This window comes from Niallia circulans NBRC 13626, from assembly GCF_001591585.1.
In the GTDB taxonomy this organism is placed as follows: Bacteria; Bacillota; Bacilli; order Bacillales; family Cytobacillaceae; genus Niallia; species Niallia circulans.
Window position 1 is genome coordinate 195,453 of the sequence record NZ_BCVE01000007.1, and the last position, 13,656, is coordinate 209,108.

A 13,656-nucleotide genomic window follows, 5' to 3' on the forward strand; every position below is an offset into this window, starting at 1 on the left:
TTTAGTATAAAAATATTTCAATTAGATGTCATTCAAAAGTAAATTATAAATCGATTTGATTACATTGTCCCTATTCTTTTCCTCTTTTTTTATTTTTACCTAAAATAAATATAGGCTCTAATTCGCCACCCTCATACAGGAAAGATAGTGCTGTAATTGGAACTCTTCCGCTCGCAAAGAAACTCATCGTCATTTGAGCGAGGATATCGTATCCTGTTTCATTCCGAATATCACCTATAATAAGTACATCTTGATGAGGAACAGCTACCGTCATTGTGCCTTCACACTGATCATACATATCCTTTAAAAAGGCATCATTTAATATTCGACTTGCATCATAGCCATCATTGCTGTTTATAAAATAAAAAACATTACCAGCAACACTATCTGCTTTTACATTTGTGGATAAAGATCTTACATTAAAAAGAGCCATTTCCTTAATCGAAGCGGAAGACCAATTTTCTTTTTCCATCAATCTCTCATCAATAAGACGATAGGTATTCCCCATATCCAAAGCATAATATACTCTGGTTTCTGCCGTATGCTCTTCTGTTATAAAGGGAATTTCCTCATTTGATTGTTGAGGAAAAGAAGTAGAACGAATCACAGGAAATATTTTTTTCTCTTTTCCTTCTATTTCTTCATCTTTTTCAATTGCTCCTAAGCCATGTTCAATATAATAAACAATCTCATCGACTGCTTTTTCTTTTTTTGTTTCCCATTTTGCAATTATTTCAGGCAAGGAAACGGTAACTCCCTTTCCCGTTGCTTTACTTTCTATACGTACTTGATCTTTTTTACTATCAAATGTAAAAGTTCGATCCTCGTTACTTATTCGCTGCATGAGCATATCCTTCATTTTTTTACTTGTCATTTTCATTCTTGTTTCACTTCCGTCCTCTTCAATTTCTTCCTATTTATTATACTCTAAATGAATCGATAATCATCTTTTTAATAGGCAGTTTTTCTTGTAATCAATGGAAAAAGGTTATCTCCACTTAAAATATAGCAGGGAACTACGTCCCTTTCCAAGCTACATTTTATATAGGAGACAACCTTCTATAAGATAAACGTTTATTTTTACATATTACAGCAAAATAAAGAAAAAAATTCTCTACTGACTAAATAAGCCTTGACTATCCTTACTTGTGTTGAGAATAGGATAAATCATTCTATCGCCTATTGTTTTCCCTATAAAGATTCAATGAACTTTTCAATTTCTTCCTGTGTTTTTCGATCCTTGCTTACAAATCTGCCAAGTTCTTTCCCGCCCTCAAAAGCGATAAAGCTTGGAATACCAAATACATCTAGTTCTATACAAGTATCAATAAATTTATCGCGATCAACATGTATAAATGTATATTGATCAAATTTCGCTTCTACTTCTGACATAAATGGTTCGATAAATCGACAGTCTCCACACCATTCTGCTGAAAAAAGAAATATATGTTTCTCTGGACTATTTTTAAGCTCTGCAAATTCGTCTGCTGATTGTAAATGTTTCAATGTAAATGCCCCCTTCATAATATGTACCCTTTCATAAATAGTATCAGAATTATAGGTTCCTCACTACTAATATGCTTTCCTATTGCTACATTTTTATCACTTAATAGGAAAGCTTTTTCTATTTAAATTCAGCTAATTTCCAAAGTTCCTCTAGCTCTTATTTTCCTTGATATTCCAGTTGACCTAGAAGCAATTCAACAACATGTTCAAACATAGCAGTCCTATTAATTCTGCCGTTTGTGAATATTCCTATAGCACCTTCTGTTGAGCGAACATTTTCCTTTTGGGCATATTCATCCATAACCGGACCTAGTTCTCTTCCTGCAACTAGTTTTGTTTCAATTTCCTTTGGTAGTGGAATTCTTGCTCCACTAGCTATATAGGTGGTTCCATCCCTCCCAACAAGCGCTCCCCAATTAGTTAAAAAGAGAATACCATTTGTTCGGTGGACGCCTCCTTCTAAGCCAATCCCTATCTCGCCGGCTCCTTCCTGCAATGCAGCCTTCGCTCGGTTAATGGCTCCTTTGATCGTTTCCTCATCTGAAAATGGCTGTTCGCTTACCCCAGAGCTCACATTAAATGTAGCAAACTCTATAGTCATATCTTTTTCTAAACAGTTTTTTACTGCTTTTACTTTTGCTTTATTATTGGTGCCAATACAAACTTTCACTTTGCTTCACTCCTAATATAATGACCAAACAGTTTATAAAAAAGGTATCTCACATATACCAATCGTATTGGAGATACCTTTAATTAAATTTTTTAAGATGAATTATCTATAAAATAGTTTTGTTTTTTATTGATTTGCACGTAGTGTTTCAATGGTTGTATGATCCGTCGTTTTTACTAATTTAGTTAACAGTTCTTTTGCAGCCGCATAATCATCGATGTGGATAATAGAAGCACTTGTATGAATATAACGTGAGCATATGCCAATAACAGCACTAGGTACACCATTATTTGAAATATGAACCTGTCCCGCATCCGTTCCGCCTGGTGAAATAAAGTACTGATAGGCAATATTATTAGATTCCGCTGTATCTAAAATAAATTCTCTCATCCCTTTATGCATAACCATCGTTGCATCATAAATGCGTAACAATGCTCCTTTTCCAAGCTGACCAAATTGGTTTTTATCACCTGATGCATCATTTGCAGGACTTGCGTCTAAAGCATAAAATACATCTGGCTTAATCATATTAGCTGCAGTTCTAGCTCCTCTAAGACCTACTTCCTCTTGCACAGTAGCCCCAGAATATAAGATATTTGGAATCTCCTCTTCTTGAAGATTCTTTAACAATTCAATCGCTAAACCACAACCATAACGATTATCCCATGCTTTTGCCATAATTTTCTTTTCATTAGCCATTGGCGTAAATGGACAAATTGGCACAATCATTTGACCAGGCTTAATCCCAATTTTCAATGCATCTTCCTTATCATCCGCTCCGATATCGATCAGCATATTTTTTATATCCATTGGTTTACTTCTTAAGGCTTCGTCCAATAGATGTGGAGGAATCGAACCGATTACCCCAATAACAGGTCCTTTATTAGTTATAATCTGTACTCTTTGTGCTAAAAGGACTTGACTCCACCAGCCACCGATAGGCTGAAAACGAATCATTCCGTTATCCGTGATTGCTGTAACCATAAAACCAACCTCATCCATATGTCCGGCAACCATAACTGTTGGTCCATTTTCCGTTCCTCTTTTTACCCCAAAGATACTGCCAAGGTTATCTTGCACGATTTCATTTGTATAAAGACTTAATTGTTCTTTCATAAATTTTCGAACTTGATGTTCATTTCCAGCTACTCCCGGAAGTTCCGTTAATGTTCGGAACATATCTAATGTTTGTTGTTCCATTCTAGTTAAACCCCTTTAATAACTATGTATTTTAATAATATATTTATTGTACCGAAATATCTAACTGCATACCACTACTTTCCTCTACCCAATTAGAAATTATCCAATTTAAAACTTAGAACCAGTTTTCAGGAAGAAGTCGGCTAATCATTTCTTCTATGATATAAATTAGTTATAATAACAATATCTACTTTTTTGTAGTTTGAAGTACTTAGCCTAATACAAGAAAATACGACACAAAAAATAAGGAGTTCTATTATGAATTGGAAACATATCATAGGCGGTGTTGTGGCAGGACTAGCCGCAAGCTATATCGTAAAAGAAGTCATTGCTAAAAATAGTAGTCTTTCGGGTGACCAGGTCTTATCTTTAGCTAAAACAGCTTTTAAAGAAAAGGGACCGATTAATGGATCTTGGATAAATATGGAGAAAGAAATACTTCATACGCGCGAATCTTCCCTTACTGTTTATAGAGGTGGTATCACGCGCTTGAATGGTGATACCCAAGAAGTATATGAATTCATTTCAGATAGTGAGACAGGCAGAATTCTTGATGTTAATCAATTATCTTAACTTTTATTTTAGCGATAATAAGTGGCTTTTAACAAATATAAAACCCAACCAACGATACGAAATGTTTTTGGAATTCCGCATCATTGGTTGGGTATATCTCGGCTGGAAAGCTTACTCTCCAACCTCTTTTCCCCTTATTTAAATTGCACTTCACAACGATAAATTCTATTGCCTCTATTGGAAAATTTCTCTTCATATTCAGTCATGATATTGCCCTCATAATCGCTGTTATGCAAATCAAGGCTTACATATTTTAAAAGCATTCCATATTCAGAAAAACTCTTAAGAGAGTATTCAAACAGCCCTTGGTTATCTGTTTTAAAATGCACTTCTCCTTTATCAATTAGGACTGATTGATAAGAATCCAAGAACGTTTTATACGTTAGTCTCCGTTTTTCGTGTCTTGTTTTTGGCCAAGGATCTGAAAAATTCAAATAAACTCGGGCAATTTCTCCTTTTTCAAAATAATCCTTAAGCTTTTCTGCATTTATATTCATTAACTTCAAGTTTGGTACTTCTGCTTCAATTAATCGATCTAACGCAGAAACTATGACACTTTCCTGAAGTTCTACGCCGATATAATTAATGGAAGGATTTGCTTTTGCCATTTCTGTGATAAATCTACCTTTTCCAGTTCCAATCTCAATATGGATCGGCCCTTTTTGACTAAATGCCTGATCCCATTTACCTTTCCAATCTTCCGGGGTTTGGATAACATATTGCGGATATGCGCTTAATTTATCTTTCGCCCATGGTTTATGTCTTAATCGCATGTGGACACTCCTTATTAATAACTATCGTTTCAAACAATATCATGCATTATACATCGATGCAATACTCTTTTCTTGGCAATTGATTATTTTTGAAGGATAAATTTACATTAGGAACATTTGAATAAAGAAAAAAAGAATTCACAACCTATAAGTGAATTCCTTAACTGGTATTTGAAAAGAATGATTTTACTCTTTTCATACTAGAACCTATAGAAAGGGTGTTCTAAGTATGCCTATAAACCACGAGCATCAATTAGCATTATTAGCCGATATTCTTAGTAATCAACAAACAGACTGCTGTGGATCTGTAGCGGAATGCGAGCAGATCGAGAGATTGATTACTTCTTTAAGAACCAATGATCAAATTGATCAAAATATCCTTCCGATTTTAGAGGAAGTACATCTTTACAGCAAGCAAGGTGTCAATGCCTCCAATTTAGACAATCATATTCATTCACACCAAGACCAATTATCGCAATGGGTAGATGGAATTAACAATTTATCTTAAAAAGGTAAATGGCCGATTAATCAATGTCATGTAAAAATTGCATCCATTTTTGCATTTCGCTATATCGGCCTTTTTTCTTATACCAACGTATGGAATTAATCGTTTGAGCAATAACATACCATTTCATTCTTAAGGATAAATGATCGGTTAGTTCATACCCGTAAGTATGTAACCAATTTTTCCAATCTTCTTTTGGAATATACCAATAAAGTAACATGCCTAAATCAATTGCTGGATCTGCAATCATTGCACCATCCCAGTCAATTAAATACAACTGGTTGTCTTCAGAAAGCAGCCAGTTGTTATGATTTACATCACAATGACAAACGACATGCTCTGTTGTTTTGATAAATGGAAGATTCTCCTCTAAAAATTGGATATAACGAGTGATATCTTCGTTATCTTTTAATTCATCGTCTATTTCTGCTTTTATGACTGACAAAATCATTTCAGGATGAAAAGATGTTTTACCTAGTCTTTTGAGCATCTCTAATAAAGGCTTAGAGGTATGAATTTTTTTGAGTAACATGGTTACTCTTTCATCCGTCATATCCGAATGACCAAATTCTCTACCAATCAGCCATTGCTGGGCAGTAAAAACATCTCCGTTTTCAAATCTTTTTGTCCAAACAAGTTTTGGGACAATTCCTTCTGCTGACAGCACAGCTAAAAATGGAGACGAATTTCGTTTTAAAAAAAGCTTCTGTCCATTATTTTGTGCAAAAAAGGCTTCGCCTGTTTCTCCACCTGCAGGAGTTATTTCCCAATCTTGCCCTAATAAATGTTCCAAAATTGTTCACCTACTATATATTATGCTCCAAAAAAAAGATGAGAAATTCCTGTTTGAGTCTTTTTTGTCCTAAATTTGTAGGAAGAACAAACAAAAATGGTTATTAGCTATTCATCAATTATAGTAAATTATACTCATCGTACAGCTATCAATCTTTAACTAGCACATATGTGCCTAAAATTTAATGAGATAAAAAAGAAAAAGGACATAGTATCCATACAATTATACTATGTATCCAATATTTCCAATCATTTTATATTAAATTTTACTTAAATACTTATTTTTAATTGAAAGTTTCTCATTTAAATATTATCTCTTATTTCATTTTTTAGTCAAGTGAATCTCCAGTTAAAATAAATATTTCTATTAAAAAAATATCGGATTCTCCTATTAAGAACATCTCTTGTTAAATTCCCACTATTCAAGCAATAGATAATCTCACTTGCCAAATAGCATACTATTTGGCAAGTATCGTTACACTGCTTGGGTTAACTATTAGGCTATCTCCATGTATTGTTGGATAGTCGTCTTCATATACGATTCCGTCTTCCACAAGTATCTTCCATTCATCTTCCGGACAAAAGCCTTCCTCGGCAGAATCATTACCATTTATCAATACGATGATAGTTTCCCATTCTCCAAGTTGCTGCAAATCATCTAAACAATACTGGATAATGTTATTTGCTTGCTGATTTATGGTTACATGTTTTTGGATTTCCTGCACAGATCGTAAGCGAAAAGCACGATTATTTTTTCTTAGGGAAATTAATCCTTTTATATAGTCAACATTCATTAAGAATTGGTCTTTTCTATTCCAATCTAACTGATTAATCTCATCAGGCGATTGATAACTATTTTCCACACCAAATTTTGTGCGGAAAAATTCCTGTCCTGAATGCAAGAAAGGGATTCCCTGACTTATAAGAACGAGAGAAGTTGCCAGTCGATGTTTTCTCCTTTTCTCTTCATCTGATGCCTCTGGAAAACAAATATCAATTTTATCCCATAATGTATGATTATCATGTGATTCCACATAGTTTACAGATTGCCCTGGTTCAAGAAACATGCCACCCTCTTTATAGATTCCAACGCTTCCAGCTAATAATTCAGCAATTTCTCCTTTATATTGCTTATTTCCAAGCGCGTACCCTCGATCATATTGATCAAAGGTGCTCCCCTTTATTTTATCTCTAAATTGATCATTAAACTGGCCAATACCAGGCAGCGACTGTTGATTAGCAATAATGGCTTTCTCATCATGGTTGATAGGAGTTGCAAGATCCCAGCCTTCTCCAATAATTATGATGCTCTTATCAATATTATCACAAATTGACCGGACTTCATTCATAGTTTGGCAATCAAGTATCCCCATCAAATCGAACCGTAATCCATCTATTTGATACTCTTCTATCCAAAAACGAACGGAATCCACAATGAATCTCCTTACCATCGATCGTTCAGAAGCAATGTCATTCCCTACTCCAGTTCCATTTGCTGGCATACCATGCTTATCATAGCGGAAGTAATAACCTGGAACGATTTTTTCAAAAGAGGAATCTTCCTTTTTATAGACATGATTATACACAACATCCAAAATGACACGAATGCCTTGTTCCTGTACAGCATGAATCATTTCTTTCAATTCATTAATTCTTACATAAGGATCCATTGGGTTTGTTGAGTAACTGCCCTCTGGAACATTATAATGGGAAGGGTTATAGCCCCAATTATATTTTTTTAGTACCTCTAACTCATCAATTTCTTCAAAGTCATGTACTGGGAGAAACTCTATATGGGTAACACCTAAGTTTTTAATATAGGTTAGTCCTGACAGATTGTTTCGGGGCGTACGCGTATTTAATTCTGCCACTCCAACATATTTGCCCTTTTGCTGAATTCCACTGTCAGGATGTATCGTTAAATCGCGAATATGCGCTTCGTAGATGATACTATCTACACTCTGTTCTAACGGCGGCAAGACTGGTTTCTGCCTTTTGGTTTTATTTAAGTCAACGATTACTCCTGTTTCCCCATTTACAGAAACAGCGACAGCATATGGATCAATCGCTTCTTTCCATTCCAAGTTAATAAGGACTAGATAGCTGTAATAATAACCTTCCAAATCTGCTAAATAGGTTGTTTTCCAAACGCCTTTTTCTTGTCTTTCCATCTCTACGATTCGTCTTTCCTTACTAGATGAATCTGGGGATTGCAGCACTAATTTCACTTGTTGGGCAGTGGGAGCCCACAGATAGAAAGTGCTCTGATCGGAAGCATAATGAACACCTAGTGGTCCATCATAATAAAATTGCTTATCAAATAAAGGTGTTCTGATAACCGCACCTATCTGTAAATCTGTCACACCTTTATTTCCATCTTCAACTTCATATTTTTGTCCGATTTGTATCTTATCATGCGCACGGCATTTGTACTTGACGAAATGCTGCATTTTTTCTTTGGATTCAATCACAAGATTAGTAGCTTGTTTATCCCCTCTTAATATAAATGATGTTGATTCCCCATGAAAATACGAATAGGGAAGTAGAACAGTTATTAATGACATTTCATCTAAATAGGCAAAGAAACTCCTTCTTATCGATAACAAATCCCTCAACTCCCTTTTCTCATGAAAATCCATCTATTCTCAACTTCCCCATTATTGCTTATGATTCCTCTGTATCCCATTCATACCTTCTTTTTGAATTCGTCAAACCATAATGTAAAAGACTTTCTGCTGCTTTTAATTGAATTGCTTTAATTGGCGAATGGTTATTTCTCATTTTATAAAACCAATCTTCATAGTTTCTTTTTTCGATAATTTTCAAATCATATGGTGGTGCTGGAAAATCAACATAGCCATTTCGAGTAAGAATTACTTTTTGTACAGGTAAAGTGATGTCATACTTTTCTAGAATACCCTTTACAATTTTCTCTGTTCTGTTTATAGATATGACAGGACTAAGAATCTTTTTCTCCTTATCCCCCTTTTTTTTAAGCCAAAATTTATCATTCGAACCAACAAATACTGCTGAGTTCTCCGCTTCTAGAACATGTATACACCAAACTTCTGTTGGTGTAACTATAATGGTGTCCAATTCAACCGGAGCATTCTTCAATTGGAACAGCGGTTGATAGAGAACCAAAAATGTATCTGGGAATCTTTGCAAGAAATATTTTAATAAATCATCATAATAAAGTGTTTTTTTTACTTCTGACATTTCTGTGAGCGTAGAACTGGCCCATTTTAGCTGAAATTCAAATAATTGATTTAGAAATTGCTGTTTTAACTCATCGATTGATTGTGGATGTTTATATTTTTTGGCATCGTAATCGAAGTCTAGTTCTTCTTCATCTTCTTCCTTTTTTTGGCTATCATTTATTTTTGCCACTTCTGTTTCTTCCAACTTATTGCGATTTAAGATAGTTTTCTTTACTCTTTCCAGCAAAGTCGGTTTTTCCATTAACCAGTTGTCTTCTATTGGGTTCTCTATGTAAAAGAGACTTCTGTCTTTTGTATCAAAAGCTCTCTTTAGCCCTGTCCACTGTTGCTTTTTTAAACGAACGAAACGTGATGGATACAAGACGATGTTCTGCTCATATCGCGAAACGTAATCTTGTAATTTGATTAACTGCGCCAAGCTTTTCCCCCCTATATTACATGTTTCTATTGCTTGTGATTATGAAAGCTGTAACTTTTTATTATCTCATATTTAGGTATTTTATCCATATGTGTTTGAAACAGATGAATACTATCAATATTAGAAATTAAATTTTTAGGCAATGCAAACTCGTTTAACTCCTGCTCTGAAAAGATGGAGTCTTCCTTCCATTTTCTTGCTAAAGTCATATGTGGATGAAATGGCCGCGTTTCTAACTGAAAACCAGCCTTGCTGCTTGCAGCAAAGACCTGATTTCTTAACTCAACCAGTTTCTGCTCTTCTTTCATCCCTGCCCAGAATATCCTCGGACTTTGTCGCTGGCCGAAAACACCCAAATGATCTATATGTATTTGAAAATCGGTACTTAAAGGGAATTGATTTAAAAGAGTTTGTAACTTTTCCCTTTGTTCATCGGAGGCACTTCCTAAAAAGGCAAGTGTAATATGATAATCTAAAGGATGTACCCATCTTTTAAAAGGAAATTTTATTTGTAACTCTTTTCGCATCTTTTCTATTTCATTTATAACTTGTACATCTGGCTTAATACCAATAAAATAATGCGGAATAGTCGTTTTCATATCTAATCTTCCTTTTAGCCTTTTTCTCCAGAGTGTTGTTTCCTCATAAAATTCATTAAATTCCGGCCCCTTAATGCATGACCTGGCATCCTTTATAAGAAATATACTTTATGGAGAACAGCCTGTCTTTGTTTTGTCTTTGCTCCTAGTAACTTTATTCTATTATATAACCTATCGGATTAATTTTAACCGTATCTGTACGATGTTTTAGAAATATATATCTTACTATACCTTATTTTCCATTGAATTACTTTCTTAAAAAAAATGAGTTGTCTCAGAGACATGGCTATTAGCCAGACTGAAACAACTCATTTTTATTTTTATTTAGCAAATGCTAATTGCTTATTTGTCCACACTCACTAATGATTGCTTCAACAAATAAATTTTGGAGTTTTTTTGTCATTTCTCCAACTTTTCCTTCCTTAACGGGGACATTATTCACAGAAACGATTGGTGTAACTTCGGAAGTTGTGCTGGATAAAAAAACTTCGTCTGCATCGATTAAATCTTCGATAGAAAATGCCTTTTCTTCAACCTCAATCCCATTTTCGCCACATAATTGAATAATTTTTTGTCTGGTAATTCCATTTAATATAAATTGATTCGCTTCATGTGTTTGAATCTTTTCTCCATTTACAATCCATATATTTGAAGAGCTTCCTTCTGTTACAGATAATTCTCTATACTGGATGCTTTCATAACAATCTGCTTCTGTAGCTTTTTGTTTCGCCATTACATTACCAAGCAAATTTAAACTTTTTATATCACATCTTGACCATCTAATATCTTCTACTGTAATGGTACTCACCCCATTCTCTAGATTATCAAGTGGTCTATTTAACATCTTAGTATAAGCTACAAACGTTGGAGTAACAGCTTCTGTTGGGTAACTATGATTTCGCGGGCTCACGCCTCTTGTGAATTGCATATAAATGATACCGGTGCTTAATGAGTTTTTGGCAATTAACTCTTCTAAAAGAGTGGTTAATTCTGAGATAGAATAAGAAATAGCTATGCCTATTTTCTCACTGCTTGCAGATAATCGTTCAAGATGTTCCTTTGCCATGAACATTTTACCATTGTACACACGGATTACTTCATATATTCCATCGCCAAACTGATAACCTCTATCTTCAATATCTACTTTCGCTTGTTCTCTTGGTATAAATTCCCCATTCATTAACACCATTCTCATTTTCTCTTCTCCTTTAATAAAACTTTATTTAGCTAATTCATATATTGCTTGTGCATAAATAGCAGTTGCCTTCAACAAATCTTCTATATACATATATTCATCTTTTTTGTGTGCAATATCTTCTCTTCCTGGAAAGAGTGGTCCGAATGCAACCCCTTTTTCTAGCGATCTGGCATAAGTGCCTCCACCAATTGATAATAGCTTCGCCTTTTCACCAGTTTGCTCTTCATAGACCTTACTTAGTGTCTGAATTAATTCAGAGTCTTTTTCTACATAATGCGGTTTAGAATCCGAAAAGTTTTCAAGACTGAAATTATATTCTGCTAGTAATTTTATTAATTTTTCTTTTGTTTGATCCATATCATTTGTGACAGGATAACGTACTGTCTGTCCTATTTTTCCACCATGATCTGCCTGATAATCCAAAATCCCAGCATTTAGGGTCAGCTCTCCTGTTATCTCATCCTCATAATCGATACCAAGTTTTTTTCCTCTAGAATCATTCACAAAGAAGTTTTTTACAAATTGAAAATAATGGTCCGCTTTTTCATCCAATTCTAACTCTACGAGAAAATTAGCCAGCTTTAATCCAGCATTTATCCCATTATTAGGCTCTAGACCATGTGCTGAAACTCCTTCTAACTCTAAAACTAAATCGCCATTATCAACTAAATAGCGGCCAGGGATATTTTCAAGTTTCAAATAATTTTGATATCGTTGAATAACCTCCGTTTGCGCTCCTTCTTTGACTTCTAACACAGCTTGCGCAAAGTCTGGGACCATATTATATCTTCTACCTGATGAAAAACGGAGAATTTTAACTTCACCAGAATCGCTAGATGCTTCCGTGTATTTTTGTACGATGTCAAAATCAGAAATTCCTTTTTCCGCATAAATAATCGGAAAATCTGCATCAGGGGCAAATCCGATTGTAGGCATACTTTCTTCTTGGAAATAAGTATCTACACATCTCCAATCACTTTCTTCATCGGTTCCAATAATCATTCGAATCTCTTTCGTTAAGGGAAGGTGCAGCTCCTTCACAATTTTCATTGCATAGTAAGCAGCCATTGTAGGGCCTTTATCATCTAAAGCGCCTCTTGCGAATATTTTACCATCGCGAATCTCTGCCTTGTAAGGGTCACTTGTCCATCCATCTCCCTCAGGAACAACATCTACATGGCAAAGAACCCCAACGCTTTCTGCCCCCTCACCATAAAGTAAATGTCCAGCAACATTTTTTACATTCTTACTAACAAAACCATCTTTTTCACCTAATGATAGCATATAGGTTAATGCCTCTTTCACGCCTTTTCCAAAAGGTGCATCCTCTGTTGCATTTTCTTCATCTAACACACTCTTTATTTGTAACAGCCCTTGCAAATCCTTAATAAAACTATCTTTACGATTATGTACTTCATTTAACCAATCAATTGAACTCATAGCTGCCTCCTTGCAAGCTTATAAATATATTATAGGAAAAACATATCATAAAACGCTTTATATGAAAAATAAAAGCTTTAAATCCCTATTTCACTAAATTATTATTAAGTATAGTATACCTTTTATTAAAAACAAAGCTATACTATATTTAATCTAGCATATGGAAGGAATGTATTTAATTGGGATATGTAGAAGATTTAAGAAAGCTTGTCGGAAAAATGCCTGTTATTCTCGTTGGAGCCGTAGTTATCCTGTTCACTAAAGACCAGAAAGTACTTTTGCAAGAGAGAAAACATCCTAAACATGTGTGGGGTTTACCCGGTGGATTAATGGAATTAGGAGAAAGTACAGAAGAAACAGCAAAACGAGAAGTTTTCGAAGAAACGGGTCTTCAAGTAATGAATCTTCAATTACTATCCGTTTATTCTGGAAAAGATTATTTTGCGGTGGCAGCAAATGGAGATCCATTTTACACTGTAACAACTGCCTACTGCACTTCAGAATATGAAGGAAAGCTCAAAAATGATCAAGAAGAGGCATTCAGTCTCCGATATTTCAATTTTGATGAACTACCAGAAAAAATGGTCGGGAGCCATCGAAGAATGATTGAGGATTTTAAAATGAATATAAAGGAAATTTAAAAAAGCTTATCCGTTTTATTTTTTATTCCATTTGGTTTATCAACCATAAAAATCGGGAAATAAAATTATTTACTTACTTTTTGCATTTTTATTCATATCATAAACATAAATTCCATATGA

General features: G+C 34.6%; 14 protein-coding genes. 3 read left to right on the plus strand and 11 right to left on the minus strand.

The annotated features are described in order from the left end of the window. Positions 1 to 70 precede the first annotated feature (70 nt). The 4 genes from BCI01S_RS11390 to BCI01S_RS11405 form a co-directional block, all read right to left on the minus strand. Positions 71 to 874 carry a DUF1444 domain-containing protein gene (locus BCI01S_RS11390; RefSeq protein WP_047944527.1) on the minus strand — a complete coding sequence of 268 codons (804 nt, stop codon included), beginning with the start codon at positions 872 to 874 and terminating at the stop codon, positions 71 to 73. 317 nt (positions 875 to 1,191) lie between these two features. After that, a complete protein-coding gene (locus BCI01S_RS11395; RefSeq protein WP_047944498.1) occupies positions 1,192 to 1,506 on the minus strand; it encodes a thioredoxin family protein in 315 nt (104 codons plus the stop codon). Positions 1,507 to 1,663: 157 nt separating this feature from the next. Beyond that, positions 1,664 to 2,176, minus strand: coding sequence for a DUF84 family protein (locus BCI01S_RS11400; RefSeq protein WP_047944499.1), 513 nt, complete (start codon positions 2,174 to 2,176; stop codon positions 1,664 to 1,666). Positions 2,177 to 2,302: 126 nt separating this feature from the next. Beyond that, positions 2,303 to 3,376, minus strand: a complete 1,074-nt coding sequence (locus tag BCI01S_RS11405) for a M42 family metallopeptidase (RefSeq protein WP_047944500.1) — start codon at positions 3,374 to 3,376, stop codon at positions 2,303 to 2,305. A gap of 258 nt (positions 3,377 to 3,634) precedes the next feature. Between BCI01S_RS11405 and BCI01S_RS11410 the strand changes: the two genes are divergently transcribed. Continuing rightward, positions 3,635 to 3,949 carry a PepSY domain-containing protein gene (locus tag BCI01S_RS11410; RefSeq protein WP_047944501.1) on the plus strand — a complete coding sequence of 105 codons (315 nt, stop codon included), beginning with the start codon at positions 3,635 to 3,637 and terminating at the stop codon, positions 3,947 to 3,949. Positions 3,950 to 4,083: 134 nt separating this feature from the next. Here the strand turns inward: BCI01S_RS11410 and trmB are convergent, their stop codons facing one another. After that, entirely contained in the window at positions 4,084 to 4,722 is a 639-nt protein-coding gene (gene trmB / locus BCI01S_RS11415) for a tRNA (guanosine(46)-N7)-methyltransferase TrmB (RefSeq protein WP_047944502.1), read from the minus strand. Positions 4,723 to 4,951: 229 nt separating this feature from the next. On the opposite strand from trmB, the gene BCI01S_RS11420 reads away from it, so the two are divergent. Next, on the plus strand, positions 4,952 to 5,230 hold the full coding sequence (locus tag BCI01S_RS11420) for a YtzH-like family protein (RefSeq protein ID WP_047944503.1): 279 nt from the start codon (positions 4,952 to 4,954) through the stop codon (positions 5,228 to 5,230). Positions 5,231 to 5,246: 16 nt separating this feature from the next. On the opposite strand, the gene BCI01S_RS11425 is transcribed toward BCI01S_RS11420, so the two are convergent. The 6 genes from BCI01S_RS11425 to pepV all read right to left on the minus strand — a co-directional run bounded on the left by BCI01S_RS11425 (position 5,247) and on the right by pepV (position 12,895). Next, complete coding sequence (locus BCI01S_RS11425; RefSeq protein ID WP_047944504.1) at positions 5,247 to 6,020, minus strand: phosphotransferase family protein; 774 nt, start codon at positions 6,018 to 6,020, stop codon at positions 5,247 to 5,249. A 457-nt stretch (positions 6,021 to 6,477) separates the two neighbouring features. Continuing rightward, positions 6,478 to 8,625, minus strand: coding sequence for a type I pullulanase (gene pulA, locus BCI01S_RS11430; protein WP_061798798.1), 2,148 nt, complete (start codon positions 8,623 to 8,625; stop codon positions 6,478 to 6,480). Positions 8,626 to 8,683: 58 nt separating this feature from the next. Beyond that, complete coding sequence (locus tag BCI01S_RS11435) at positions 8,684 to 9,658, minus strand: nuclease-related domain-containing protein (RefSeq protein WP_061798760.1); 975 nt, start codon at positions 9,656 to 9,658, stop codon at positions 8,684 to 8,686. 26 nt (positions 9,659 to 9,684) lie between these two features. After that, entirely contained in the window at positions 9,685 to 10,257 is a 573-nt protein-coding gene (gene thpR / locus BCI01S_RS11440) for an RNA 2',3'-cyclic phosphodiesterase (protein WP_061798763.1), read from the minus strand. A gap of 334 nt (positions 10,258 to 10,591) precedes the next feature. Continuing rightward, positions 10,592 to 11,452, minus strand: a complete 861-nt coding sequence (gene dat, locus BCI01S_RS11445; protein ID WP_047944507.1) for a D-amino-acid transaminase — start codon at positions 11,450 to 11,452, stop codon at positions 10,592 to 10,594. A gap of 24 nt (positions 11,453 to 11,476) precedes the next feature. Continuing rightward, positions 11,477 to 12,895: a dipeptidase PepV gene (pepV, locus tag BCI01S_RS11450; protein WP_047944508.1), complete on the minus strand. Its 1,419-nt coding sequence runs from the start codon at positions 12,893 to 12,895 to the stop codon at positions 11,477 to 11,479. A 179-nt stretch (positions 12,896 to 13,074) separates the two neighbouring features. Between pepV and BCI01S_RS11455 the strand changes: the two genes are divergently transcribed. Beyond that, complete coding sequence (locus tag BCI01S_RS11455) at positions 13,075 to 13,536, plus strand: NUDIX hydrolase (protein ID WP_047944509.1); 462 nt, start codon at positions 13,075 to 13,077, stop codon at positions 13,534 to 13,536. The last annotated feature ends 120 nt before the right edge of the window (positions 13,537 to 13,656 follow it).

Coding starts and splice junctions, on each gene's coding strand:
- BCI01S_RS11390 (WP_047944527.1), bottom strand. CDS start 874: ATGACAAGTAAAAAAATGAAGGATATGCTCATGCAGCGAATAAGTAAC.
- BCI01S_RS11405 (WP_047944500.1), bottom strand. CDS start 3,376: ATGGAACAACAAACATTAGATATGTTCCGAACATTAACGGAACTTCCG.
- BCI01S_RS11410 (WP_047944501.1), top strand. CDS start 3,635: ATGAATTGGAAACATATCATAGGCGGTGTTGTGGCAGGACTAGCCGCA.
- trmB (WP_047944502.1), bottom strand. CDS start 4,722: ATGCGATTAAGACATAAACCATGGGCGAAAGATAAATTAAGCGCATAT.
- BCI01S_RS11420 (WP_047944503.1), top strand. CDS start 4,952: ATGCCTATAAACCACGAGCATCAATTAGCATTATTAGCCGATATTCTT.
- thpR (WP_061798763.1), bottom strand. CDS start 10,257: ATGAAAACGACTATTCCGCATTATTTTATTGGTATTAAGCCAGATGTA.
- dat (WP_047944507.1), bottom strand. CDS start 11,452: ATGAGAATGGTGTTAATGAATGGGGAATTTATACCAAGAGAACAAGCG.
- pepV (WP_047944508.1), bottom strand. CDS start 12,895: ATGAGTTCAATTGATTGGTTAAATGAAGTACATAATCGTAAAGATAGT.